The sequence below is a fragment of the Mesorhizobium sp. L2C084A000 genome (assembly GCF_000502875.1).
Taxonomy (GTDB): Bacteria; Pseudomonadota; Alphaproteobacteria; order Rhizobiales; family Rhizobiaceae; genus Mesorhizobium.
The window spans coordinates 408,134-431,329 of the sequence record NZ_AYWX01000001.1 but is presented as its reverse complement, the minus strand read 5'-3'; the positions used below and the strand labels follow the sequence as shown (position 1 = coordinate 431,329).

Genomic DNA, 23,196 nt, shown 5'->3' with positions numbered 1-23,196 from the left:
CGCGCTCGGCCTTGCTCAATGCGATGCAGGTCGGCCTGCCGGCAATCGCGCTGCTGGTCATGCTGGCCATCATCTTCAGCATCCGCCCGGCGGCGATGAGCTATTTCGGCTTCCATCTGCTGTTCAAGCTCTCGGTGCCGCTGGTCTTTGCCGCACTGGCGCAGATGATGGTGATCATGCTGGGCGACATCGACCTGTCGAACGGCGCCTTTGTCGGGCTGATCACCTGCATCACGGCGCTCTATCTCGGGGATGCGCCGGCAATTGCGGCGCTGTGCTACCTGGTCCTGATCGCCGCCTATGCCGGTTTAGGCCTGCTTATTCATGCTCGGCAATTGCCCTCGATCATCGTGACGCTGGGCATGTCCTTCATCTGGCTAGGCATCGCCGTCATCCTGTTGCCGGCACCGGGTGGCTCGGCACCCGCATGGCTTGCCGCCTTCATGAGCTGGCAGCCGCCTTTGATGCCGCTGTCGATCTGGCTGGCGGCACTGGCGGCGCTTGCCGGCCATCTCGTCATCTCACGCTCCTCCTATGGCGTGGTGTTGCGCGGCGCAGGCGGCAATCCGCGCGCCGTCCAGCGCGCCGGCTGGTCCGTTGTCGGCATCCGCGTCGCTGTCTATGCCGCCGCCGGCCTGCTCGCCTGTCTGGCCGGGCTGACGCTGACCGGCCTCACCACATCGGGCGACGCCAATGTCGCGCCGGCCTATACGCTGCTCGGCGTCGGCGCGGTGATCCTCGGCGGTGGCGCTTTCACCGGTGGCGTCGTCTCGCCGGTCGGCACGGTGGTCGGCGCTCTGACGCTGTCGCTCGCGGGCTCGCTTTTGTCTTTCCTGCAGGTGCCGCCGACATGGCAGATTGGTGCCCAGGGCGTTATCCTGTTTCTCGTGCTGGCCGGGCGCGTGCTTTTGTCGGAGCGGGCGCGATGACCCGAAGATTGAGCCTCGCGCCGTGGACCTACGGCTTCATCGTGGCGCTCGCAATGTGGGTGGTGACATCAGCCTATTCCGGTATCGACAGCGCCGGCGCCACGCTCTCGGGGGCGCTCGCCTTCGGTGCCTTCAGCGTTGTGGTGGGAACCGGGCAGATGTTCGTCGTCGCCTCCGGGCCGGGCAATATCGACCTGTCCGTGCCATCCGTGCTGACGCTGGCCGCCTATGTATCGATAACGGTCATGCAAGGGTCCGACGGCATGCTGCTGCCTGGCCTGCTTGCAGCACTTGCCGTCGGCGCCGTCGCGGGTGCCGCTAACTTCCTTGCCATCGTCGCGCTCAGGCTGCCGCCGATCATCGCAACGCTCGCCTGGAGCTTCGTCTTCCAGTCGCTTGCCTTTAATCTCGGCGGCCAGGCGACACTGAAGCCGCCGGCCGGCCTTTCCCGGTTTACCTTGATGAACCTTGGCGGTGTCCAATTCATGCCGATCGCGGTGATGGTGCTGACGCTGGTCGCCATGGTCGTCCTCAAACGCACGGTCTGGGGCCGGCAATTGCTGGCCACCGGCCAGAGCGAACCGGCGGCGCGGCTCGCCGGCATCAACGTCGCCCGGGTGCGGTTGATTGCCTATATGCTGTGCGGCACGGCGGCAGCGCTCGCCGGCTTCCTGCTTGCCGGCTTCAGCGGCGGGGCAGCACTCAACATGGGTGACGCCTATCTGATGGAATCGATCGCCGTGGTGGTGCTTGGCGGCACCAGCGTCGCCGGTGGACAGGCCAACGCGGTAGGCATATGGGGGGCTGCGCTGTTCTTCAACCTGATGTCCACCATGCTCAACACCTTTGGCATCCAGGCAGGCGTGCGCTTCCTTTTGACCGGCGTGCTGATCATCCTGATCGTCGCTCTCGTGCCGAGGCCTCGCGTCAGATGACACCCGCCACCGATACGCTCGCCGGGCTGTTCGAAACAAAGGCAGTTTCCTTCGTCGACCTGACGCATCCGATGAAGCCCGGCATGCCGGTGTGGCCGACGCACCCGCATTACTGCCAGGAGATGGTGGAATCCTATGACCGCGGCGACGTCGCCTGCAACCATGCGTTGGCTATGAGCGAGCACACCGGCACGCATTTCGACGCGCCGGTCCATTTCATCCGCGGCGGTGCTGCCATCTCGGACATTCCGGTCGAGCGTTTCTTCGGCCGCATGGTGACGATCGATGCGCGGGACTGCGCGCCCCGGCAGGCGGTCGAGCCGGATTCTATCTTCGCTTTCGAGGCCGAACAGGGCTGCGTACGGCAGGGCGACGCCGTGTTCTTCCGTTTCGGCTGGGACCGGTTCTGGGACGATCCGGCCGCGTTTCTCGCCGACTGGCCCGGCCTGTCGCGGCAAGCAAGCGAATTGCTGGTCGAGCGCGGTGCGCGCATCGTCGGTTCGGACTGCCTGTCGATCGATTGTTTCGGCAGCGAGGATTTCCCGGCGCACAATACGTTGCTTTCAGCCGGCATCCTGATCGGCGAGAATTTCGCACGGCTTGGTGACTTGCCGCCTCGGTGCTTCCTGATCAGCTTGCCGCTGGCGATCGAAGGCGGCACCGGATCACCGCTGCGCGCCATCGCGCTGGTCGAGGGCTAAACCGGCTCAAGAGAAATCCAGCTGGACCTTGAGCGTGCGCTGAGGTTCCTTCTCGATCAGGTCGAAGGCGGCGCGCGCCTCCGTCGCCGCGAAGACCTGTGTGATCATGCCTTGCGGATCGAGCCGCTTGTCGGCCAGCCATTCGACGACGCGCGGCAACAGCCGGCGGTTCAGGCGCGAGCCGACGATGGTCAGTTCCTTGCGCACCACTTCCTGCTGGCTGAGGTTGGATGGGGCGTCCGAAAAGCCGAGCAGGCCGATGCGGCCCGCCGGGCTGGCCAGCCGGCAAGCCTCGTCAAGAAGTGCGGGAATGCCGGCGCCGTCAATGACCAGCGTCGGGCCAAGACCGTCATTTTCACCGCGCACCGCGGCCGGCACGGGATCGCGCACGGAGTGAATCACCCTGTCGGCGCCGAAGCGGAGCGCTCGCTCCAGGCGGGCTTCGTCGATATCGGCAACGATGCAGCGTGCGCCCTTGAGCTTGGCGACCTGCAGGACAGTGACGCCGACCGTGCCGGCGCCATAGATCAGCGCCGTGTCCTCGGGTCCGCAACCGGTACGATCAAGCACATTGGCGGCGATGGAAAACGGCTCGGCCAGTGCCGCCAGCCCAAACGGCATATCCCTTGGAACCGGTATGACATTTGCCGCCGGCACCGCCACGAAGGCGCGAAAACCGCCGTCGCGGTGAACGCCCATCACTTCGAGGTTGGCGCAGACATTGGAGCGGCCGACCCGGCAGGGATAGCAGTGGCCGCACGACACCACGGGATCGACCACCACGCGGTCTCCCACCGCTATGCCGGTCACATTGCGTCCGAGCGCTGTTACGGTGCCGGCGAATTCATGGCCGATGATGCGCGGATAGACGGCGAACGGATTGGAGCCGTTCAATATGTGAATGTCGGAGCCGCAGATGCCGGCACGGCTGACATGAACGACGACTTCGCCAGTGCCGGGCTCTGGCATGGCGCCCTGCCGGACTTCCAGCGACTGCGGTGCGCGAACGAGAACTTCAAGCATGGCCTCACCACTTGTATACTAGTCGACAAGTGGCTCAATCTCGCTGTGCCGTCAAGACGCAAGCGCTCATGGCGGCGGTAAGACGGCCTCTTACCTGACACGTTCCTTCACGAAATCGGGACGGGCGTCCGCTGAAACGCAAATGTGCCTGGCGACGGCAGTTCGGACTCCCAATGCGCTGTCCTGCCGATCTCCTCTCGAAGGGGTCGGCAGTCAAAATTTGTTGACTTCCATCAAAGAGGAAATGACTACCGCTTGCCTGCTTGTCGGACCATAAGACAGGCCGTGTGATCGGGCCTCGGCTGGCTTGCCGCACGGAAGGCGACCTTGCCTTTGAACGCGGACGCGCCACCTGGAATAGAGCAGCCGCTTGCATGACGGAATTGGCAATAGAATTGGAACAGCCTCAATTTGCCACCGAGCGCGACCCGAGGCTGAGATTGATCATCCCAATCATCGTCGCCATCGCCTTTCTGATGGAGCAGCTCGATTCCACCATCATCACCACCGCGATCCCCGCCATCGCACGCAGTCTCGACACGACGCCCGTCAGGCTGAACCTGGCGATCACCACCTACATTCTGACGCTGGCCGTATTCATTCCCGTCAGCGGCTGGTTCGCCGACAGGTTCGGTGCGCGAAAAGTGTTCGCGCTGGCGCTTTTCACCTTCACCCTCGGCTCGGCGCTGTGCGGCATGGCCAACAGTTTCGGCATGCTGCTGGCGATGCGCGCCCTGCAGGGGCTGGGCGGCGCCATGATGACGCCGGTCGGGCGGCTGATCCTGCTGCGCAGCTTCCCACGCAGCGGGCTGATCACCGCCATGACCTACACGACCTTGCCCGCCATCATGGGGCCTGTGATCGGGCCGCTGCTCGGCGGCCTGTTGACCACTTATGCCTCATGGCGCTGGATATTCTATGTCAACGTGCCATTCGGTTGCCTCGGCATTCTGGCNTTGACCACTTATGCCTCATGGCGCTGGATATTCTATGTCAACGTGCCATTCGGTTGCCTCGGCATTCTGGCGGCGCTGCGCTTCGTCGACGATTTCCGCGAGGAAGCGGTGCAACGCTTCGACTTTGCCGGGTTCCTGATGGTCGGATGCGGAGTCGCGCTGCTGCAGTTCGGACTGGAAAGCATCGGTAGGCCAATCATCTCCGTTTCGGCGACAGCGTTGGTGTTGGCCGCGGCGATCCTGCTGCTGCTCGCCTTCGGGCGCTATGCGCGCCGCGTCGTTGCACCGGCAGTCGATCTGACACTGTTTCGATTTCGCTCGTTCTGGGTCGGTACGCTCGCAGGCGGCCTGTGCCGCGTTGGCCTCAATGGCGTGCCTTTCCTGTTGCCGCTGATGCTGCAGGTCGGCTTTGGCATGAGCCCGGTCACCTCGGGCTCGCTGACATTCGTCGGCAGCTTCGGCGCCTTGCTCATTCGGCCGCTGCTGTCGCCGCTGTTGCGGCGCTTCGGTTTCAATGTCGTGCTGATCGGCAGCGCGGTGGTTGGTTCCGCCGCTGTCGGGGGCTTCGCCTTGATCGAAGCCGATACGCCGCACTGGATGATCGGCCTTTACGCCTTTGTCTTCGGGGTCATCCGGTCGGCGCAGTTCATGACCTCCAACACGCTTTCCTACGCCGACCTGCCGGCCGACAAGCTCAGCCGCGCCACCAGTCTCGGCGGCGTCCTGCAGCAACTCAGCGTTTCCCTGGGCGTTTCGATCGCCGCCATGGTGCTGGGCCTTGTCGCAGGAGAAACCCACATCGTGACAGCGGAACGCTTCCACCAGGTGTTCCTGCTGACCGCGGTCATCCCGTTGCTGTCCGTCCCCGGCTTCCTGTACCTGCGTGCCGAGGACGGCGTGCAGGTCAGCGGTCATGTTCGATCGGGTAATTCTCGCAAATGATGCCAGATGCATTCTGCGTTCAAAAAGGATTGCCTCGCCGGATCGGTCGATTATCATGAACGGCGATACCGTATGGCTGAGGGCAGCCCCACAGCGCTCTTGGCGGCGGATAGTGGGAAATGATCGCGCTGGCGAAACGGGAAAACGCGATGGTGTGGGTTAAGAAGCCTTCGGCTGACGAGAAGCTGGCCATGGCTGCCACTTGCGAGCGTTTCATCGCCGAGGTTCTGAAGCCTCGGTTCATCCACGGCCAGCCGAATCGGCTCGACCATCCGCTAGACATTTTCGGCAAGTGGCGAGGAAGCAAATACGGTTTCTCAGCGCGCTACCGTTCGGATGACGGTGAAGAATTCAACGCTCCCTTCGCCCGGCTCGATCATGTGGAGGAGCATCTCGCCGAGACCCGGTTCGACCTCATGTGGCACAGGCACACCGGAGCATGTGGGCGGCTGCATGCGACCGTTACGTTGGACGAAGCCCTGCGTCTCATCTCGGCTGACTCGAGGCTCCAGCCGCCACTATGAACCGCAAGAACAGCCGACCCCGTTTCGATGTCGATGCCCTGCGCGATCTTGTCGGCACCAAGGTGTACTCGCGCGGCGAGGCCTACTGGCGTGACGGGCTGGTGCAACTGCTGACCGTTGGGCCCAAGCGCGTGCTGGCGCAGGTTGCCGGCACGGAGGACTACCGTGTTGAACTGACGGGGCGTGGCGAGTCGGTCGACGGTTCGTGTTCCTGCCGCGCCTTCGGCGACTGGGGCTATTGCAAGCATTTGGTGGCGACGGCGCTGGCGGCAAACGCGATGGGCAGCGACACGGAAGCGCAAAGCATCGATGTGTTCACGCGTATACGCGAACATCTGGAAGGCAAGAACAAGGCGGCGCTTGTCGATATGATCATGGATGTCGTCGAGCGCGATCCTATCCTGTTGCGTAGGCTGGAAATGGCCACGCTGACTACGCAAGACGGCGACGAGGCGGCCATCGAGGCGCGTCTCGGCAAGATGATCGACGGCGCAACCGCCACGAATGGCTTCATAGATTACCGCGAGGCGCCCGACTGGGCCCAAGGTGTGGACGAGGCGCTCGATGTGATCGCCTCGGTCTCGAGCAAGCATGCGGGCATCGTTATACGGCTCGCTATGCGAGCCATCGATCGGATCGAGGCTGCCATCGAGGTCGTGGACGATTCCGATGGCCATTGCGCCCCACTTCTCGACCGGGCATGCGAAATTCACTGCAACGCTGTCTCGGAGGCGCCTTGCGAACCCTTGTCCCTGGCGCGTGACCTGTTCGCGCGCGAGATGAATGGTGGCTACGACACCTTCGGTGGCGCGGCTGAGCGCTATGGCGATATCCTCGGCGAGGAAGGATTGGCCGAATACCGTCGCCTGGCCAACGAAGCCTGGAATGAACTGCCCGCAACCGCCGGCAAGAATCGGATAGGTCACGGACTGTCCGGCGACCATTTCAGGCTGCAGGAAATCCTCGACTTCTTTGCTGACCGCGATGGCGACCTCGAGGCACGCATCGCCCTTCGCGCCAAGCATCTGTCCTCACAGCAAGCCTATCTGCAAGTCGCCAAATTCTGCCTCTCGCACGGTCGCGCCGAAGAGGCTTTGCGCAGGGCCGAGGACGGCCTGTGGGTGTTCGAGGATGATCGACCCGACGAGCGGCTCATTTCCTTTGTAGTCGACCTGCTGACCACGGCCGGTCGCGATGCGGACGCCGAAGCGCATCTGTGGCGCGCATTCGAGAAGGCACCGAGCTTCGGACTGTATCAACGGCTGTGCAAGACGGGCACGGCGACGCGCGATCGAGTAATCGAGCGCCTCCAGTCCAGGCTAGCGCGCGAGAAGCCGTCCGCCTGGCATTATCCGGCCGATCTGCTCATCAGCATCTTGATTGAGGAGAAGCAGTTTGATCTGGCGTGGGCGAACACGCGCGCACATGGCGCTTCCGAAGGACTGAAGGAAAAGCTCGCGCAGGTCAGTGAAGCCACGCATCCGCGCGAGGCACTGAAGATCTATGCGGAACGCGTAAACCAACTGGCCCAGTTTGGCGGTAACGGCGCCTATGCAGAAGCGTCAACCCTGATCGGCCGTATGGCCGGCCTGCGCGGCGCGTCCGAACATGCCGCGTATCTGGCGGATGTGAAAGACCGCTTCGGCCGCAAGCGCAATTTCATGAAACTGTTGGCCTGACATGCGGCGCGCGGCGATTGACGAGCAAAATCGCTACATGCTGGAACGCCAGCAGCAGTTCCGCGCGGCGGCGGATGTCGTCACCGATGCTTGGACGCGTTTTCGAGAGGTGGGGGCGGTGGCCGTTATCGGCTCTGTCGCGAAGCCGCTTTGGAAAGAGGTGCCGCGCTTCAGCGAATTCCGGCGCGCTCGGATCGAGGTCTGGCATGAATGTAGCGATCTCGACCTGGCGCTTTGGCTTGACTCGCAGGCTCGTCTAGGCGAACTGCGTCGCGCCGCCGCTCTTGCCCTGCGTGAGGCGTTTGAGAAGGGAACAGGGATCAGCGTTGCCGATCACCAGCTAGACGTTTTTCTGATCGAACCCGGCAGCGACAGATATCTGGGCCGGCTCTGCAAGTTCAGTCAGTGTCCGAAGGGAAAGCTCGACTGCCTGGTTCCCGGGTGTGGCGAGATCGCCTTCAACAAGTGCGTTGCCGACTTCACGCCGCATGCTGATCTGCTCGCCCCAGCTCAAGGCGCGATGCTCTACAAGCGTGGTGTCGGGCGGATGCGCTCCGCGCTTGACCTGCCGCAGACTGGCTGAAAGCCCGCAGGGCTGGGCGAGCCGCGCCTTCAGTGCTTCAGACGATCGTCTCATATGCGCGAATCGGGACGTTGCCTTGCGGAGGCGGGTGGCGTCTTGCGGAGGAAGTCTGCTTGGCGCGGGCAGTGTGTATACGGGCATACCTATATCCGCATGGGTTTTTCAATTAGGCTCGATGCTGTGTGAAAACGGGGAGCATCGATTGCGAGGATTTGCGGAAAGCGTGATGCAGGGGCCGCGGACCGTGGCCGAACAGGTCGCCAATGTCCTGCGCGAAGCGATTGCCAGTGGAACCATCAGGGCGGGCACGCCGCTGCGCCAGGATGAATTGGCCGAGCAGTTTGGCTTCAGCCGCATGCCAATTCGTGACGCCCTTCGCCAATTGGAAGCCGAAGGTATTGTTTCCATTCATCCCACAAAAGGCGCGCAGGTCGCCCGGATGGACGGCGCCGAGATCAGTGAAATCTACGCGCTACGCGAGCTGCTCGAAAGCGAGGCGCTCCGGCTTTCGGTACCCAGCCTCTCCGGCGCGAAGTTCGACGAGGCCGAACAGGTGCTCGACCAGATCGACGCGGAGCGCAATGTCGGCCGATGGGGTGCGCTGAACCGTGCCTTTCATCTGGCTCTCTACGATGCCTGTGGCAACCATCGATTGCTCGGCCTGATCGAGGCGCACCACAATGCCGCCGATCGCTACGTCCGCATCCTGCTGTCGAACCTGGACTATCGCAGCCGCTCGCAGACGGAGCATCGCGAGCTGCTGGCCGCCTGCCGGCGGCGCGACGGCGACAGGGCCATAAGCATTCTGAGGCAGCATCTTCGCGAAGGAAGCGAGACGCTGGTCCGCGCGATCAGGGAAGATGGCCTGTCGCGAGAATCCTGACGGCGTGGCTCATGGGCATGCGATGGGCTTCAGCCCTGCGCCGGCCTGCGTTCGACGATGTAGACGTGGTCGGCCGCCAGCACCACTTCGCCGCGCTGGTTGATCACCTCGCAGCGTTCGATCACCCGTCCCGCCCCCGGCCTCTTCGGGTCGTCTTCCCTGGCCGTAATTGTCGTGCGCGTCCGGATCGTGTCGCCGATGAACACCGGCTTGATGAAGCGCAGCCGGTCATAGCCATAGGAAAAGGCAACAGGATTGATGACGGTTGCCGTCAGCCCGATGCCGACCGAGAACACCAGCGTGCCGTGCGCGATGCGCTGGCCGAATGGCGTCGTCTTCATGAACTCGGCGTCCATGTGGTGCGGGAAGAAATCGCCGGTGTGGCCGGCATGGACGATGAAGTCGGTCTCGGTGATGGTGCGGCCGCTGGTCAGGCGCGACGCGCCAATCTCATAGTCTTCGAAATACTGAATCCGTTCCATCAGGGTCTTTCCGCAATCGGCGTCGCCGGTGCCGCACTCGACTGATACGCCGCCTCGACCAGCGCCATCGTGCTCCACGCGTCCTCGACCGGGCTGATCAGCGTAGCATCTTCTCCGGTGGCAAAACGCTGGACATTGGCCATGCGGCCGACGAAGGCGTCGGGAAACCACTCGCCGGCCAAGGGCACTGCGATCCAGTCCGTCCCGCCTTTCGGATAGATTTCCAGCACATCCGGCTCACCTGTGGGATAATCGAGGTTGAGACCCAACTTGAGATAGGCTGCTCCCTCGGTGCCGCAGATGCGGAACTCGCAGGCTTGGTGCCGGCGGCCGAACTTGTGGTCGTGGTTGATCGACAGCGCGCAGCGCATGGTGTTGCCATAGTCGAGAATGGCGCTGGTGCGCGTCTGCGCCACGGCATGATTGGGATGGCCGAGCGTCTTAGCGTGCACGCCCTTGGGGTCGCCGAGCAATTGCCTGATCAGGTCGAGATAGTGGATCGAATGCATGGCGATCTCGACGCGCGGCGCCTTGAGCAGGAATTCCCAAAGCTGCCACGGTGTCGCCAGCGCCAGCCAGGCATCGAAGTCGACGATCTCGCCGAGCCAGCCCTTGCCGACGGCATCTTTGAGCGCCAGCATCATCGGCGCGAAGCGCAATTGGAAGTTCACCGCTGCGTGCAGCTTCCGGGCGCGGCAGATCTCGAGGATCGCGGTCGCCTCGGCAAGATTGCTGCCCATCGGCTTCTGGATCAGCGCCACCGCGCCATCAGGCAAGGACTTCAGCACATCGGCATGACGCGACGGCGGGGTGGCAAGGTCGAAGATCGCGCCCTCGACGGCAGCAGCTTCTTCGACCGACCCAAAGGCCGTCACGCCCCATTGGCTGGCCAGCTTTTCGGCCCTGGTATGATCAGGATCATAAAGCCCGGCAACCGGAAAGCCGGCCTTCCGGTAGGCCGGGAAATGCGCGTCGCCGACGATCGATCCGGCGCCGAAGGTGACGATCTGCCGGGGCTTGGAGGGTTTTGGCCAGGATTGAACGAGCAAGGCAGGGTCGAAACCGCCTTCAGTCATGATGGAAGACCTCATCCATCTCGGCCCACCACTCGCCCTCTTTGCGCGTCGCCAGCGGCTCCTGGCACGGCATGCAGACCGCCCACCATTCCTGCGTCTTCGGATCGGCCGCCATCTTCGCCATGTCGGCCTCGTAGTCGCTGCCGTGGTATTCGAAGGTGCTGAACAGCACGTTCTCCGGCCGCTTCAGGTAGATCGAGTAGTTCTTGATGTTGCAGGCGGAGATCATGGCCAGCACGTCGGGCCAGACGGCGGCATGGAGGCGGACATACTCCTCGACCTTTTCCGGCTTCAGCCCCAGAACCATTCCCATCCGCTGCATATCATTCTCCTATTTCGTGATCGCCGTGGTGAATTCGGCGATGCTCATGGCCTTGACCGCGTCCCAGTCCCAATCGATGCCGATGCCGGGTTCGTCGGGCGCCAGCGCCTGGCCATCCTCGATGCGGAGGCGCTTGCCGGTCAACTGGTCGAGTTGCGGAATGTACTCGACATATCGGCCGTTCTGAACAGCGCAGGTCAGGCTGACATGCAGCTCCATCAGGAAATGCGGGCAGACCGGAATGTCGAAGGCCTCCGCCGCGTGCGCGATCTTGAGCCAGGGCGTGATGCCGCCGATGCGGCCGACATCGACCTGCACGATCGAGCAGGCGCCTTTCTGCATGTACTCGCGAAAATGGCGAATGGAGTAGAGCGACTCGCCGATGGCAATCGGCGTCGGCGTCGAGTTCGACAACCGCACATGCCCGTCAATGTCGTCGGCCGGCAGTGGCTCCTCGATCCAGGCGAGGTCGAGGTCGCGTAATCTTGCCGCGCGCCGGATCGCCTCGTCGACCGAAAAGCCCTGATTGGCGTCGGTCATGATCTCGTAGCCGTCGCCGACCGCCTTGCGCACCGCCGACAGGCGCGCCAGATCTTCCGAGCCGTGCGGCCTGCCGATCTTCACCTTCGAGCCGCGAAAGCCCTTGGCCTTGGCGGCCAGCGCATCGTCGACCAGCGCCTGCGTCTCGATGTGCAGCCAGCCGCCTTCGGTCGTGTACAGCGGGCAGCGGTCCTTGGCGCCGCCGGCCAGCTTCCACAAAGGCAGGTTCTGCTTCTTTGCCCGTAGGTCCCACAGTGCTGTATCGATGGCCGCGATGGCGATGGCGGTGATGGCGCCGATGGTCGTGGCATGCGTGGCGAATTCGAGATCGTGCCAGATTGCCTCGATCATGTCGGGGTCGCGGCCGATCAGGCGCGGCACCAGATGGTCGGACAAAAGCCGCATCACCGACGAGCCGCCGGTGCCGATCGTGTAGCTGTAGCCGGTGCCGACCGCACCGTCGGAATCGGTGATGGTGACGATAGGCGTTTCCTGGCTGACGAAGCTCTGGATGGCGTCGGTGCGCTTGACCTTGGGCACAAGGTCCACCATCCGAAGGTCGACTTTCTCAATTTTGGCCATGCCGATCAGCTCCGCAATGTCTTTCCGGTCTCGGTGGCAAACAGGTGCGCCTGCGACATGTCGAGGCTCATGGCGACCCGCTCGCCCGGCCGCAGTGGCCTCGGGTTCAGCATGCGCGACACCCAGTCCGTACCGTTGAATTCGACGAACACCAGTGTCTCGTTGCCGAGCGGTTCGGTGACCGTGATCGGCAGTTCGATCTGGTGGACATCGGCCGCACCACCGGAGCTGATGCCATGGCCGGTCGGATAGATGTCGTCCGGCCGCAGCCCGAACACGACCTTGTCGCCGGTGGCGACGTTGGTCTTGAACTGGGCGGGCAGCGGCAGCTTTTCGCCGCTGGCGAAAACCATCTGGCCATCATCGATCGTGGCTTCATGCAGGTTCATCGGCGGCGAGCCGATGAAGCCTGCGACGAAGCGCGTCGCCGGCTGCCGGAACACCTCGTCGGGCGTGCCGACTTGTTCGATATGGCCGTCGCGCATGATGACGATGCGGTCGGCAAGCGTCATCGCCTCGACCTGATCATGGGTGACGTAGATCACCGTCGATTGCACCTTGGCATGAAGCTTCTTGATCTCGGTGCGCATCTGCGTGCGTAATTTGGCGTCGAGATTGGAAAGCGGCTCGTCGAACAGGAAGACGTCAGGATCGCGCACGATGGCGCGGCCCATGGCGACGCGCTGGCGCTGACCGCCGGAGAGTTGCGAGGGGCGTCGGTCCAGCAGTGTGTCGAGGCCAAGAATGGCCGAGGCCTCGGCGACACGGCGGTCCATGTCTTCCTTGGCGGCACCGGCGATCTTCAGCGAGAAGCCGAGATTCTCGCGCACCGTCATGTGCGGATAGAGCGCATAGGACTGGAACACCATCGAGATGTTGCGCGAGCGCGGCGGCAGGTCGTTGACGACGCGCCCGCCGATCTCGATCGAGCCGGCACTGATCTCTTCCAGCCCGGCGATCATGCGCAGCGTCGTCGACTTGCCGCAGCCGGACGGGCCGACCAGCGCGATGAATTCGCGGTCGGCGATGTCGAGATCGATGCCGTGCACGATCCCGATGTTGCCGTAGCGCTTGGTCAGCTTGGTGAGGGTAACGGTTGCCATGGTATCAGCCTTTCACCGCGCCGGAGGTCAGGCCGCCGACAAGGTGTTTCTGGACGACGTAGGTGAGGGTGAGCGCCGGAATGATCATCACCACGGCCAGCGCGCACATGCCACGCCAATCGATGGTGAACTCGGCCGTGTAATCGAGCAGGCCGACCGGCAGCGTCTTGGCGCTCACCGAGCGGGTCAGCTGCGAGGCCAGCGCGAACTCGTTCCAGCAGGTCAGGAAGGCGAAGATGGCGGCCGAAGCGATGCCCGGTCCGGCAAGCGGGAACTCGACCTGCCAGAACGCCTGCCAGCGCGTGCAGCCATCGATCTGCGCCGCCTCCGCGAGGTCCTTGGGCACCTGGCGGAAGAAGCCGTCGATCAGCCAGATGGTGAACGGCACGTTGAGCGCGACATAGGCAAGGATCAGCCCGAAATGCGTGTCGATGATGCCAAGCCGCACATAGAGGAAGAACAGCGGTAGCGAGAGCGCAATGCCCGGCACGGTGCGCGTCAGCATCAGGCTGAGGAAGACGCTGGATTTGCCGCGGAAGCGGTAGCGCGCGAAGGCATAGCCGCCGGCCATGCCGATGGCCACCGCAATGACTGTCGAGGTCACCGAGATGATCAGCGAGTTGCGGAAATATTCGATGACAGGGATGCCGCCCTTGCCGATGCCTGAGAACATGGCGACATAAGCGTCGAACGAGATCTCCTGAGGGATCCACACCGGTGGCTTGGCCATGATCTCGACCGCCGGCCGCAGCGACGAGATGACGATCCACAGGCCCGGCAGGCAGATGGTCAGCATCGCCAGGAACAGGCCGATGCGATAGACGACGCCCAGCAGCCGGCGCTTCAGGCGGGCGGAAGAATTCTCGTCCATCACCACTCCGCACCGATCTGCGTGCGCGCCGCGGCGAGCTTGTTGAAGAAGTAGACAGTGAAGGCGATCGACAGCAGGATCGAGAAATAGGCCATGGCGTTGGCCATGCCCATGCGCCCGTCGCTGTAGGCGGTGCGGGCCACCAGGGTCCATAGCAGTTCGGTGCGGCCCGCCGGTCCGCCATCGGTCATGATCTTGACGATGTCATAGGCGCGCGCGACGTCGAGCGAGCGAATGGTCATGGCGATGTACGCGAAAGGCATGACGAACGGCCACGTCACATAGCGGAATGTCTGCCACGGCGTGCAGCCGTCGACCCGCGCCGCCTCGATCGGCTCCTTGGGCATGGCGAGCAGGCCGGCGAGGATCAGGATGGCGAAGATCGCCGTCGACGACCAGATCTCGGCGATCGAGATGGCGATGAAGGCGAGATGGCCCTCGATCAGCCACGGTATGGCGTCTTGCGTGATGCCGAGCGACTGCAGCGCATTGTTCACCAGGCCGATATTGTCGTTGAACATAAACTTGAACTGAAAGCCGACCAGGATCGGCGAAAACATCATCGGAAACATCATCAGCGTGCGCAGGATGCGCTGGCCGCGTGTCGCTTTCTCGACCAGCATGGCAAGCCCAAGGCCAAGCAGCATTTCGAGATTGAGCGCGATGGTCAGCAGCAGCACCGTGCGACCGAACGCCCACCAGAAATCAGTGTTGGACAGGATCGAAAGATAGTTCCGGATGCCGATGAAGACGTAGAACGTTTCGGGCCGCGTCAGGCGGAACGGCGTGAAGCTGGAGTAAAGGGACAACAGCAACGGCACAACGACAACCGCCGCCAGCACGATCATGGCCGGAAGCAGCAGCAGGAATGGCGCGGATGGCTTGAAGCCCTTCATCAGAATCCTTGAGGTGTTTGCATTTGGACGGCCGTGAGTGGGCCGGGGGCGATGGGTTAGCGTAAATCGCTGGCCGCGAAACACGATCGCCTCCCCCATTTCCGATGGGGGAGGCAGCCTTGGGAGCCCGTTTCTAGAGCTTGCCGGCGTCCTGGAGGATTTGCGTCGCCTTGGCGGCCGCATCGTCCAGTGCCTGCTTGGAGGTCTTGTCACCGAGGATCGCCGCCTGCAATTCGGGATAGACGGCGTTCGAGATCTCGATCCATTCAGGCGTCTGCGGCACGGCAAACGCGTGCTTGGCCTCTTCCTGGAAGGCGGTAAGAACCTCCTTCTTGTAAGGATCGTTTTCGGCCTGCTTCAAATCCCAGTCCCACACCGCGGTGCGGGTCGGCAGCGGGCCTGCGGCGGCCTCGAGCTTCTGGCTGTCTTCGTTGGTCAGCCACCACACCAGGGAAGCCGCGGCCTCCTTGTTGGGGCAATTCTCGGTCACCGAGAAGCCATGGAAACCCGACCAGCCGGTGCGTTTGCCGGACGAGCCCTTCGGCGCGACTTTCACGCCGACATTGCCGGCGACCTTCGACGACTTCGGATCGTTGAAGAAGCCAGCCCAGCCCGGCCAGTCCAGGTTGATGGCGACGGTGCCGGACGCAAAGCCCTGGCCGAGATCGTCCCAGAGATAGTTGGTGGTTCCGGCCGGTACGGCCTTGGCCTTGTAGAGGTTGACGAACCAGTCGAGCGCCCGGATGCCGGCCTCGGAATTGAAGACCAGCTTGCCGTCCTTGTCGAGATACTCGCCGCCTTCAGCGACAACCATCTCGTAGAAGCGGCCGTTGATCGCCTCTTCCTTGCCGGCGAACTGCGTGCCGTAGAAATTGGGTGGGTTGGCGAAGAACTGGGCCTGGTCGGTCACTTCCTTCCAGGTGTCCGGCGGCACCAAATCATAGCCGTACTTCGCCTTGAACTTGGTCTTGTTGTCGGCGTTCTCGTACAGGCTCTTCTGGTAGTAGAGCGCCGAAACGTCGAACTGCGCACGCGGCAGCATCTCCAGCTTGCCGTCGATGGTTGCGGACGTGATCGTCGACGGCACGAAAGCGTCGATCTCTTCCTTGGGCAGCAATTTGCTGAGGTCGGTGTAAAGGCCCGTATATTGCGGCGCAAAGGACGAATGGTTCCAGCCGACGCACCAGTTGGTGCTGCCCGAGGCGATGTCGGACTTGAGCTCCTTGTCGATGTCGAAGCCGTTCTTCTTGGTCAGGATGTTGACCTTGGCGCCGGTCGCCTTCTCCCATTCGGGAATGCGCTCGTAGAGCTTTTCATATTGCTGGCCGCCGATCAGCTTCACGTCGACGGTCACGCCTTCGAACTTGCCGGGCAGGTCGCCGGCAAGGGCAGCGCCCGCACCTGACGCGAGCAACAATGCACCGGCGCACACGCCGGACAGCAGTCTGTTCATCGTTATCCTCCCTTGGTGCCGCCTCCGCGGCGACCGCAACTCGTCTGATGACAAGAAGTGCTACATTCATATACAAACAAAACATTCATAGACACGTCAAGGCGAAATTTGTTTCCGCCGCGCACGTTCCTGCATATATGAAGGGTGAAATTCACTGGAGGATGAGCCCATGGACGACAGCGAAGACGAGCGCTATCGCGCGCCGGCGCTCGACAAGGGGCTCGATATCCTTGAACTGCTGGCGGGCGTCGACGGCGGCCTGACCCAGGCAGAAATCGCCAAGAAACTCGACCGCAGCCCCAACGAATTCTACCGTATGCTCGACCGGCTGGTGCGGCGCGGCTATGTCACCAGGCTCGACGGCGACCGCTATTCGCTGACGCTCAAGCTGTTCGGTCTGGCACAGTTGCACGCGCCGGTTCGGCGGCTGGTCTCCTATGCGACGCCGCTGATGCGTGAGCTTGCCGAGACATCGCAGCAGGCCAACCAACTCGTTGTTTTTGATCGCGGTTCTGCCGTCGTCATCGGCCAGCAAGAAGCACCGAACTACTGGGGCATATCGATCCGGGTCGGCTCCCATATCAGTCTGTTCGACACCGGCTCGGGACATGTGCTGCTCGCTTTCCGCTCACCGGAAGAGCGCCAGATGATGATTTCCGAACACGTCCGCAGCACCGACAAGACGGCGCAATCGACCGAGTTCTTCACCCGTCTCGACCAGATCCGCGACCGTGGCTACGAGATGATGGCCTCGATGCAGACAGCCGGCGTCTTCAACCTGTCCGCCCCGGTGCGCAGTTCCGACGGCAAGGCGATCGCCGCGCTGTCGATTCCCTACATCACGGTGGTCAACGCGCCTTCCGCGCCCGACATCACCAGGACGATCGAACTGTTGCTGGCAACGTGTGAAAAGCTGTCGCACCTTGCTGGATCAGCAGTAGGCTCATCGGTGTGAATTCTTATTTGAATGAAGAATTCCCCCGTGAGATGATTTGAAAAGCCAGAGGGAGGAGCCTCACCATGATCATCGATACCCATCTGCATCTCATCGATCGCTCGGCCCTGCGCTATCCCTGGCTCGCCGGCGTGCCGGCGCTCAACCGCGATTTCTCCTATGAGGACTACGCCGTGGAGGCGCAGCGTGTCGGCGTCGAGCGCGTGCTGCATATGGAGGTCGATGTCGATGCGGCCGACATCGAGGCTGAAACCGCTCGGGTCGAAGGCCTGTCACGGCAGCCCAGCAGCATGCTGGCCGGGGTGATCGCGTCCTGCCGTCCTGAGGAAGGGGACTTCGCGGCCTATCTCGAACGGCAGCGGGCAAACCCGTTCGTAAAAGGCTTTCGCCGCGTCCTCCACGTCGTGCCCGACGAGCTCTCGGAAGGTGCGGTGTTTCGCGCCAGCATAAAGCGGCTTGGCGGCACCGGCCTGACCTTCGATCTCGTCGTGCTGCCGCACCAGATCCCCAGGGCGATCGTGCTTGCCGACCTGGCACCCGATGTGACGTTCGTCCTCGACCATTGCGGCGTCCCCGACATCAAAGGCAAGAGCGAACATCCATGGCGCGAGCATATGAGCGACATCGCCCGGCGCCCGAATGTCATGGCCAAAATCTCCGGTGTCGTCGCCTATGCCGATNCTCGCCGATCTGGCGCCGGATGTGCAGTTCGTGCTCGACCATTGCGGCGTGCCCGACATCAAGGCCAGTGCGGAACATCCGTGGCGCGAGCATATGACCGAGATCGCGCGGCGTCCCAATGTCATCGGCAAGATCTCCGGTGTCGTCGCCTATGCCGATGCCGGCAGCTGGACGGTTGAGACGTTGCGGCCGTACGTCGAGCACACCATCAATTCATTCGGCTGGGACCGTGTCGTCTGGGGCAGCGACTGGCCGGTCTGCACGCTAGGCGGCGGTCTGTCGACCTGGGTGGCGGCGACCCATGCATTGCTCTCGGGCTGCAGCATCTCCGAGCGCGACAGGCTGTTGTCCGGCAATGCCCGCAAGCTGTGGCGGCTCGACTGACTGGTCCTTTCAGATGGTTGTCGAGACGTGCCGTTCGCGGCCATAGAGCGAAACCAGCAGCACGATGACGAAGCCGAGCGCGGCCTGCACCGCTGCGGGCTGGAAGCCGAGGCCGATCAGCAGCGTGTTGATCTCGGTCAGCACCAGCACGCCGGCGATCGTGCCGAGATAGCTTCCCCGGCCGCCGACAAGTGCTGCACCTCCTACGACAACGGCTGCGATGGTCTGGAACAGATAGGGCTGGCCGACATCGCCATAGGCCGAACCGGTGAAGCCGAGCAGCAGCACTCCTGCCACGGCGGCGAAGAAAGCGCTTGCCGCATAGGTGATGACCCACATGCGAACCGGGTCAATCAGCGCCAGCGGCGCCGCGCCCGGATTGCTGCCCAGCGCGTAAAGCCGGCGGCCATAGGGCGTTCGCTCCAGCACCAGGACGACGAGTGCCGCCAGCACGACAAGGCTCGGCACCAGCCACGGCACCGGCAGCGGTCCGGCCGATCCGCCGATCGAGACGAAGCTGGATACCGCTTGCGGTGCGGAGCCTGACGGGAAACCCGCCGTCCACAACAGCACCAGCCCTTGCACGACCATGCCGATGCCGAGCGTGACGATGAGCGGCTGGATGTCGAGGCTGCGCGAGATCAGCCCGTTCAGCCCGCCGATGATGATCGCCAGTACGCCGACGAGGCCGCAGACCAGGACAAAATGCCAGCCATCGCCATAAAGCTGCGCCGCCACGACATTGGCAAAGCCAATGACGAAAGGGATCGACAGGTCGATGCCGCCCATGATGACGACCAGCGTCTGCCCGATCGAGGCCACGGCGAGCAGCGAGGCGAGCACCAGCATGGCGCGTATGGCAAACGGCGCGGAGTAGCCAGGAATGAGGATCGTGCCGGCGAGATGCAGAAGGGCGGCGACGCAGAAGGCGCCGACGACGCGAGCGTTGGTTGTGGCGAAGAGGTTTTGGCGCAAAACCATGTCAGCGTCTCCCCATAGCAAGACGTTCCTGCAGCGCTGTCAGCATCACGGCCAGCACCAGGATCGCGCCGTAGGCGATCTGCAGCACGAAGGTCGAGACGTTGAACGTCGTCAGCACGCTTTGCAGCAGGAAGATGTCGATGGCGCCGATGGCGGCACCCGCCACCCCACCACGGCCGCCTGCAAGGCTGACGCCGCCGAGCGCTACCGCGGCGATGGCGATCAGTGTGTAAGTTGGCCCGATGTTCGGATCGGCGGAGCCGATCAGCGCGGTCAGCATCAATCCGGCGCAGCCGCCAAGGATGCCGGTCATGATATAGGCGATGAAGCGCACGCGCGTGACATCGACGCCGGCGGTGTAGGCGGCACGGTCGTCGCTGCCCACCGCCATAAGCTGGTCGTAGTAAGGGGTGCGCCGCACCAGCCACCAGACGATGAACATCGCCGCCAGCGGCAGCATCGACAGCGGACCGGACAGTGCCTTGAGCCAGGCCGGTGCGGGACCGATCGGCGCCGGCAGGATTGTTAACGTCACGCCGGTGAGGATCAGATAGGTGCCGAGCGTCGCGACGATCGGCTGAATGCGCACGATTGTCGCCAGAAAGCCGTTCGCAGCACCCACCAGCGCCCCGACGAGCAATGCAGCCGGAACGAGCACCGGGGGCGATGAGATGCCGGTGCCGAGGAACAGCACCTGGATCGTCAGAGCGTTGACGAAGCCCATCAATGGCCCGACCGAGATGTCGATTCCGCCACGCCCGGCGAGGATGACAGGCGTGGACGCAATGGCCGCACCGATCAAGGGCGCCGCCAATCCGACCAGCGCGCCCCAGGAACCCGGCTGGAACCGCCCGGGGCTGAGGATAAGATTGATCGCAAGCAGCACGACCAGCAGCACCACCGCGAAGCCGAAATTTCGCCCAAGGGACAGGAGGCGCGCAACAGGGTTCATGCCGCACGTCCGAACATGGCTGATATCACGCTGTCGGTGGTGAGCGCGTCGCCAGAGATCTCGGCCGCGACTTCATTCTCACGGAACACCAGCACGCGCTGGCACAGGAGAAGAATCTCCTCGATTTCACTGGATAGGATGACGAGCCCCATGCCGTCGGACGCCAGCCCGCGAAACACGTCGTAGAGCACATGCCGCGTCGCCACGTCGACGCCACGCGTCGGATCGTTGAGGAGCAGGATCGCGGGCTCCAGCGCCAAGGCACGCGCCAACAGCACCTTCTGCTGGTTGCCGCCCGAAAGAGTGGTGATCGGCGCATCGGGCCGGGGCGCCACTATCGAGAGTTTTTCGCGATAGAAGTCGTAGCGCGCCTTGCGTGCCGACGGGCTGATTAGCCCGAGCCGCGTGTCGCGCGACAAGGTCGAGACGGCGAAATTGTCGAGCACCGACTGTGTCGGGAAAATGCCGTTGGCGCGTCGGTCGCGCGGCAAATAGGCGATGCCGCTGGCGACAGCCTTGCGAAACCCGGTAATCTTTCGGGAGGCATCCGATGAACCGAGTTCGATCGAGCCGCCATGGGGCGGTTCCAGGCCGGCAAGCATCTTGAGAAACAGCTCCTGGCCATGACCATCGAGACCGGCAAGCCCGACGATCTCACCCGGAGCGATTGCCTGCGTGATCGGGCTGGCGCCGGGCGCGATGACAAGGTCCCGAACGGCAAGACCACCAAAATCGAGGGCGGCGCGATCAGCCATGCTGCAGCTCCGCCGCCGTGCGTGGCGCCATCGCCTTGAGAAGTTCAGCCGGCGTCGAAGCGCCGCGCTCCTCGGTGCGCACGACGCTGCCGCCGCGCAGGATCGAGATGCGATCCGACAGCGACATCACCTCGTCCATGCGGTGGGTGATGAACAGGATCAGGCAGCCTTCGCCGGCCTGCGCGCGCATCAGGGAAAAGACGGATTCGCGATCGGCGAAGTCGAGCGCGGCGGTGACCTCGTCGAGGATCAGGATCTTTGGGTTGCGCACGATCGCGCGGGCGAGAACGACCAATTGCTGCGCGGCAAGCGGCAGCAGGCCGGCTGGCTTGTCGAGGGGGACGTCGGTAACCGCGAAGCGCTTCAGCGCGGCTTTCGCCCGGTCACGGCGCTCGTTGCGGGGAACAGCGCGCCGGACCAGCCCGTCGAGGCCGAGCAGGATGTTATCGATGACGCTGCAGTCCGGCGCGATCAGCACCTCCTGGAACACCGTGGCAAAACCTTGCGCCTGGAAGGCCGAGGGCTTGGCACCCGAAAACGGCTTGCCGTGCAGCAGGATCGCGCCATTGTCCGGCTGGACGATGCCGGACAGCAGCTTGACCATCGTGCTCTTGCCCGAACCGTTCTCGCCCAGGATGGTGTGGATGGTTCCCGCCCGAAACGCGATCGATGCGTCCGCGAGCGCGATCGTCTCGCCATAGCGTTTGGATATGGTTTTGATTTCAAGCATGTCGCGTTTCGATGCTGGCAGGCCGGCTCCCTGAAAGGAGCCGGCCTGCTGAGAGACTAGCAGGCGTCACTTTGCACAGGCATCGGGCACCTTCGAATAATCCCAGCCCTTGGTCGGCGCCGGGTTCGAGAAATAGGCGTCGAGCCATTCCTCCGGCATCGGATCTTTCGGCGGGATCGGGAAGATCGACACGGCATCCGTCGTCATGCAGTCCTTGTACCAGGCACCGAGATCGGCGGTGTGGACAGGCGGGATCGGGATCAGCAGCGTGTTCAGCTTCGGCTTCTGGCCGTCGAGCATGCGCTCGCCGACGCGGAACAGTGTTTGCGCGGTCCAGTGCGGCAGCACCGCATGGCCTTCGAAGCGGTACTTGTCGGGGTTGGCCTTCCAGTAGCCCAGCGCGTCCCCGGTGATCGAGCCGGTGATCAATGGCGCCGGCCGGCCGGCTTCCGCGAAGGCTTCGGCGACGACGCGGCTTTCGCTGCCTGTCGTCCACACCGCATCGATCGGCGCCGGGTTGGTGGCGATCGCCTGCAGCACCACGGTCTTGGTGACGTTGGCTGTCCAGTTGCCGTTGACGTTGCGCGAGATCTTCAGCTTCGGATTTTCCGCCAGCGCCTTGTCCGCGCCCTGGCGTTCCTGGACCACGATCGGGTGGCCGGCGATGCCTTCGACCAGAAGGATGCTGGCGCCGTCCGGCTGCGCCTTGCCGATCGCCGTCATCATGTCATAGCCCCAGCGCGCATAGTTGGAATCGACATTGATGGCGTTCGGGCTGGTCACCGAGCCGGCGGCGGTGATGAACGGAATGCCGGCCTTGGCGGCAGCGTCGATGGCATCGTCGAGCGCCGTCGCCGAGCCCGGCACCGACGTGATGATAGAGCATTTCTTGTCGATGAAGGCGCGGATCTGGTTGATCTGCTGGCTGGCATCATTGTTGGAATCCGACACCTCGAAGCTGGAGACGGTGCCGTCGGCGATCAGCCCGTCGACAAGACGCTTCAACTCCTTGGTCACCGTGACCCGCCACGGGTTGCCCTGGTAGGATTCCGAGTGGCACCATTTCCACGGCTTTGGCGGCGCGTTGAAATTCTCCCAGGCCGAAGGCAATACCTTCTGGGGCGCTCCGTCATACTGCGCCTTGAGTTCGGTCGGCAGTCCACCGATGACGCCTTGCACATCCTGTGCAAAGGCGGCCGTTGCAAGCGAGGCAAGCGCCGTTGCGGCCAGCAGGCCGCGGATCATTCCTGTCATTCTTGTTCTCCTCCGTTCGGTTTG

General features: G+C 63.3%; 24 protein-coding genes and 1 pseudogene. 11 read left to right on the top strand and 14 right to left on the bottom strand.

Annotated features, from left to right (window positions below; all coding sequences use genetic code 11):
* Positions 1–23 precede the first annotated feature (23 nt).
* Genes X735_RS163520 through X735_RS163530 form a run of 3 tightly spaced genes read left to right on the top strand, consistent with a single transcriptional unit; the run spans position 24 to position 2,565 of the window.
* Positions 24–929 carry an ABC transporter permease gene (locus X735_RS163520; protein ID WP_031212319.1) on the top strand — a complete coding sequence of 302 codons (906 nt, stop codon included), beginning with the start codon at positions 24–26 and terminating at the stop codon, positions 927–929.
* Positions 926–1,864 carry an ABC transporter permease gene (locus X735_RS163525; RefSeq protein WP_023808879.1) on the top strand — a complete coding sequence of 313 codons (939 nt, stop codon included), beginning with the start codon at positions 926–928 and terminating at the stop codon, positions 1,862–1,864. The genes X735_RS163520 and X735_RS163525 overlap by 4 nt, the downstream gene beginning before the upstream one ends.
* On the top strand, positions 1,861–2,565 hold the full coding sequence (locus tag X735_RS163530) for a cyclase family protein (protein WP_023808878.1): 705 nt from the start codon (positions 1,861–1,863) through the stop codon (positions 2,563–2,565). The genes X735_RS163525 and X735_RS163530 overlap by 4 nt, the downstream gene beginning before the upstream one ends.
* A gap of 6 nt (positions 2,566–2,571) precedes the next feature.
* On the opposite strand, the gene X735_RS163535 is transcribed toward X735_RS163530, so the two are convergent.
* Positions 2,572–3,588: a Zn-dependent oxidoreductase gene (locus X735_RS163535; RefSeq protein WP_023808877.1), complete on the bottom strand. Its 1,017-nt coding sequence runs from the start codon at positions 3,586–3,588 to the stop codon at positions 2,572–2,574.
* 395 nt (positions 3,589–3,983) lie between these two features.
* On the opposite strand from X735_RS163535, the gene X735_RS163540 reads away from it, so the two are divergent.
* The 5 genes from X735_RS163540 to X735_RS163560 all read left to right on the top strand — a co-directional run bounded on the left by X735_RS163540 (position 3,984) and on the right by X735_RS163560 (position 9,155).
* On the top strand, positions 3,984–5,486 hold the full coding sequence (locus X735_RS163540) for an MFS transporter (RefSeq protein WP_245273056.1): 1,503 nt from the start codon (positions 3,984–3,986) through the stop codon (positions 5,484–5,486).
* A 119-nt stretch (positions 5,487–5,605) separates the two neighbouring features.
* A complete protein-coding gene (locus X735_RS163545) occupies positions 5,606–6,010 on the top strand; it encodes a hypothetical protein (RefSeq protein ID WP_245273055.1) in 405 nt (134 codons plus the stop codon).
* Positions 6,007–7,689, top strand: a complete 1,683-nt coding sequence (locus X735_RS163550) for a DUF6880 family protein (protein ID WP_023808874.1) — start codon at positions 6,007–6,009, stop codon at positions 7,687–7,689. Before X735_RS163545 ends, X735_RS163550 begins: the two co-directional genes overlap by 4 nt.
* A gap of 1 nt (position 7,690) precedes the next feature.
* Positions 7,691–8,272: a hypothetical protein gene (locus tag X735_RS163555; protein WP_023808873.1), complete on the top strand. Its 582-nt coding sequence runs from the start codon at positions 7,691–7,693 to the stop codon at positions 8,270–8,272.
* A gap of 226 nt (positions 8,273–8,498) precedes the next feature.
* Positions 8,499–9,155, top strand: coding sequence for a GntR family transcriptional regulator (locus tag X735_RS163560; RefSeq protein ID WP_023808872.1), 657 nt, complete (start codon positions 8,499–8,501; stop codon positions 9,153–9,155).
* A gap of 29 nt (positions 9,156–9,184) precedes the next feature.
* On the opposite strand, the gene X735_RS163565 is transcribed toward X735_RS163560, so the two are convergent.
* The 8 genes from X735_RS163565 to X735_RS163600 form a co-directional block, all read right to left on the bottom strand.
* Positions 9,185–9,640 (bottom strand): MaoC/PaaZ C-terminal domain-containing protein, encoded by a 456-nt coding sequence (locus X735_RS163565; RefSeq protein ID WP_031212310.1) that lies wholly within the window; start codon positions 9,638–9,640, stop codon positions 9,185–9,187.
* Positions 9,637–10,713: a Gfo/Idh/MocA family oxidoreductase gene (locus X735_RS163570; protein ID WP_023808870.1), complete on the bottom strand. Its 1,077-nt coding sequence runs from the start codon at positions 10,711–10,713 to the stop codon at positions 9,637–9,639. The genes X735_RS163565 and X735_RS163570 overlap by 4 nt, the downstream gene beginning before the upstream one ends.
* Complete coding sequence (locus tag X735_RS163575; RefSeq protein ID WP_023808869.1) at positions 10,706–11,035, bottom strand: L-rhamnose mutarotase; 330 nt, start codon at positions 11,033–11,035, stop codon at positions 10,706–10,708. Before X735_RS163575 ends, X735_RS163570 begins: the two co-directional genes overlap by 8 nt.
* Before the next feature lie 9 nt (positions 11,036–11,044).
* Positions 11,045–12,157: a mandelate racemase/muconate lactonizing enzyme family protein gene (locus tag X735_RS163580; protein ID WP_023808868.1), complete on the bottom strand. Its 1,113-nt coding sequence runs from the start codon at positions 12,155–12,157 to the stop codon at positions 11,045–11,047.
* 5 nt (positions 12,158–12,162) lie between these two features.
* Positions 12,163–13,260: a sn-glycerol-3-phosphate ABC transporter ATP-binding protein UgpC gene (gene ugpC / locus X735_RS163585; RefSeq protein ID WP_023808867.1), complete on the bottom strand. Its 1,098-nt coding sequence runs from the start codon at positions 13,258–13,260 to the stop codon at positions 12,163–12,165.
* A 4-nt stretch (positions 13,261–13,264) separates the two neighbouring features.
* Complete coding sequence (locus X735_RS163590; RefSeq protein WP_023808866.1) at positions 13,265–14,131, bottom strand: carbohydrate ABC transporter permease; 867 nt, start codon at positions 14,129–14,131, stop codon at positions 13,265–13,267.
* Positions 14,131–15,027: a sugar ABC transporter permease gene (locus X735_RS163595; protein WP_023808865.1), complete on the bottom strand. Its 897-nt coding sequence runs from the start codon at positions 15,025–15,027 to the stop codon at positions 14,131–14,133. The genes X735_RS163590 and X735_RS163595 overlap by 1 nt, the downstream gene beginning before the upstream one ends.
* Before the next feature lie 133 nt (positions 15,028–15,160).
* Positions 15,161–16,480, bottom strand: coding sequence for a sugar ABC transporter substrate-binding protein (locus X735_RS163600; RefSeq protein ID WP_023808864.1), 1,320 nt, complete (start codon positions 16,478–16,480; stop codon positions 15,161–15,163).
* A gap of 169 nt (positions 16,481–16,649) precedes the next feature.
* Here X735_RS163600 and X735_RS163605 point away from each other — a divergent pair, with 169 nt between their 5' ends.
* From X735_RS163605 to X735_RS0133455, 3 genes and pseudogenes are all read left to right on the top strand, one after another.
* A complete protein-coding gene (locus tag X735_RS163605; protein WP_023808863.1) occupies positions 16,650–17,435 on the top strand; it encodes an IclR family transcriptional regulator in 786 nt (261 codons plus the stop codon).
* Between the two features lie 65 nt (positions 17,436–17,500).
* Positions 17,501–18,295 carry an amidohydrolase gene (locus X735_RS0133460; RefSeq protein WP_348625570.1) on the top strand — a complete coding sequence of 265 codons (795 nt, stop codon included), beginning with the start codon at positions 17,501–17,503 and terminating at the stop codon, positions 18,293–18,295.
* Positions 18,177–18,500: pseudogene (locus tag X735_RS0133455) on the top strand (amidohydrolase family protein); the annotation flags it as partial. The gene X735_RS0133460 and the pseudogene X735_RS0133455, both read left to right, overlap by 119 nt.
* 9 nt (positions 18,501–18,509) lie before the next feature.
* Here X735_RS0133455 and X735_RS163610 read toward each other — a convergent pair.
* The 5 genes from X735_RS163610 to X735_RS163630 all read right to left on the bottom strand — a co-directional run bounded on the left by X735_RS163610 (position 18,510) and on the right by X735_RS163630 (position 23,172).
* A complete protein-coding gene (locus X735_RS163610) occupies positions 18,510–19,481 on the bottom strand; it encodes an ABC transporter permease (protein ID WP_023808862.1) in 972 nt (323 codons plus the stop codon).
* A gap of 1 nt (position 19,482) precedes the next feature.
* Positions 19,483–20,433, bottom strand: a complete 951-nt coding sequence (locus X735_RS163615; RefSeq protein ID WP_023808861.1) for an ABC transporter permease — start codon at positions 20,431–20,433, stop codon at positions 19,483–19,485.
* Complete coding sequence (locus X735_RS163620) at positions 20,430–21,188, bottom strand: ATP-binding cassette domain-containing protein (protein ID WP_023808860.1); 759 nt, start codon at positions 21,186–21,188, stop codon at positions 20,430–20,432. Before X735_RS163620 ends, X735_RS163615 begins: the two co-directional genes overlap by 4 nt.
* On the bottom strand, positions 21,181–21,918 hold the full coding sequence (locus X735_RS163625; protein ID WP_023808859.1) for an ATP-binding cassette domain-containing protein: 738 nt from the start codon (positions 21,916–21,918) through the stop codon (positions 21,181–21,183). Before X735_RS163625 ends, X735_RS163620 begins: the two co-directional genes overlap by 8 nt.
* A 66-nt stretch (positions 21,919–21,984) precedes the next feature.
* Positions 21,985–23,172 (bottom strand): ABC transporter substrate-binding protein, encoded by a 1,188-nt coding sequence (locus X735_RS163630; protein WP_023808858.1) that lies wholly within the window; start codon positions 23,170–23,172, stop codon positions 21,985–21,987.
* Positions 23,173–23,196 lie beyond the last annotated feature (24 nt).

Coding starts and splice junctions, on each gene's coding strand:
- X735_RS163550 (WP_023808874.1), top strand. CDS start 6,007: ATGAACCGCAAGAACAGCCGACCCCGTTTCGATGTCGATGCCCTGCGC.
- X735_RS163595 (WP_023808865.1), bottom strand. CDS start 15,027: ATGAAGGGCTTCAAGCCATCCGCGCCATTCCTGCTGCTGCTTCCGGCC.
- X735_RS163530 (WP_023808878.1), top strand. CDS start 1,861: ATGACACCCGCCACCGATACGCTCGCCGGGCTGTTCGAAACAAAGGCA.
- X735_RS163615 (WP_023808861.1), bottom strand. CDS start 20,433: ATGAACCCTGTTGCGCGCCTCCTGTCCCTTGGGCGAAATTTCGGCTTC.
- X735_RS163600 (WP_023808864.1), bottom strand. CDS start 16,480: ATGAACAGACTGCTGTCCGGCGTGTGCGCCGGTGCATTGTTGCTCGCG.
- X735_RS163610 (WP_023808862.1), bottom strand. CDS start 19,481: ATGGTTTTGCGCCAAAACCTCTTCGCCACAACCAACGCTCGCGTCGTC.
- X735_RS163555 (WP_023808873.1), top strand. CDS start 7,691: ATGCGGCGCGCGGCGATTGACGAGCAAAATCGCTACATGCTGGAACGC.
- X735_RS163575 (WP_023808869.1), bottom strand. CDS start 11,035: ATGCAGCGGATGGGAATGGTTCTGGGGCTGAAGCCGGAAAAGGTCGAG.
- X735_RS163620 (WP_023808860.1), bottom strand. CDS start 21,188: ATGGCTGATCGCGCCGCCCTCGATTTTGGTGGTCTTGCCGTTCGGGAC.
- ugpC (WP_023808867.1), bottom strand. CDS start 13,260: ATGGCAACCGTTACCCTCACCAAGCTGACCAAGCGCTACGGCAACATC.
- X735_RS163630 (WP_023808858.1), bottom strand. CDS start 23,172: ATGACAGGAATGATCCGCGGCCTGCTGGCCGCAACGGCGCTTGCCTCG.
- X735_RS163545 (WP_245273055.1), top strand. CDS start 5,606: ATGATCGCGCTGGCGAAACGGGAAAACGCGATGGTGTGGGTTAAGAAG.
- X735_RS163535 (WP_023808877.1), bottom strand. CDS start 3,588: ATGCTTGAAGTTCTCGTTCGCGCACCGCAGTCGCTGGAAGTCCGGCAG.
- X735_RS163580 (WP_023808868.1), bottom strand. CDS start 12,157: ATGGCCAAAATTGAGAAAGTCGACCTTCGGATGGTGGACCTTGTGCCC.
- X735_RS163560 (WP_023808872.1), top strand. CDS start 8,499: ATGCAGGGGCCGCGGACCGTGGCCGAACAGGTCGCCAATGTCCTGCGC.
- X735_RS163625 (WP_023808859.1), bottom strand. CDS start 21,918: ATGCTTGAAATCAAAACCATATCCAAACGCTATGGCGAGACGATCGCG.
- X735_RS163605 (WP_023808863.1), top strand. CDS start 16,650: ATGGACGACAGCGAAGACGAGCGCTATCGCGCGCCGGCGCTCGACAAG.
- X735_RS163520 (WP_031212319.1), top strand. CDS start 24: ATGCAGGTCGGCCTGCCGGCAATCGCGCTGCTGGTCATGCTGGCCATC.
- X735_RS163570 (WP_023808870.1), bottom strand. CDS start 10,713: ATGACTGAAGGCGGTTTCGACCCTGCCTTGCTCGTTCAATCCTGGCCA.
- X735_RS163525 (WP_023808879.1), top strand. CDS start 926: ATGACCCGAAGATTGAGCCTCGCGCCGTGGACCTACGGCTTCATCGTG.
- X735_RS163590 (WP_023808866.1), bottom strand. CDS start 14,131: ATGGACGAGAATTCTTCCGCCCGCCTGAAGCGCCGGCTGCTGGGCGTC.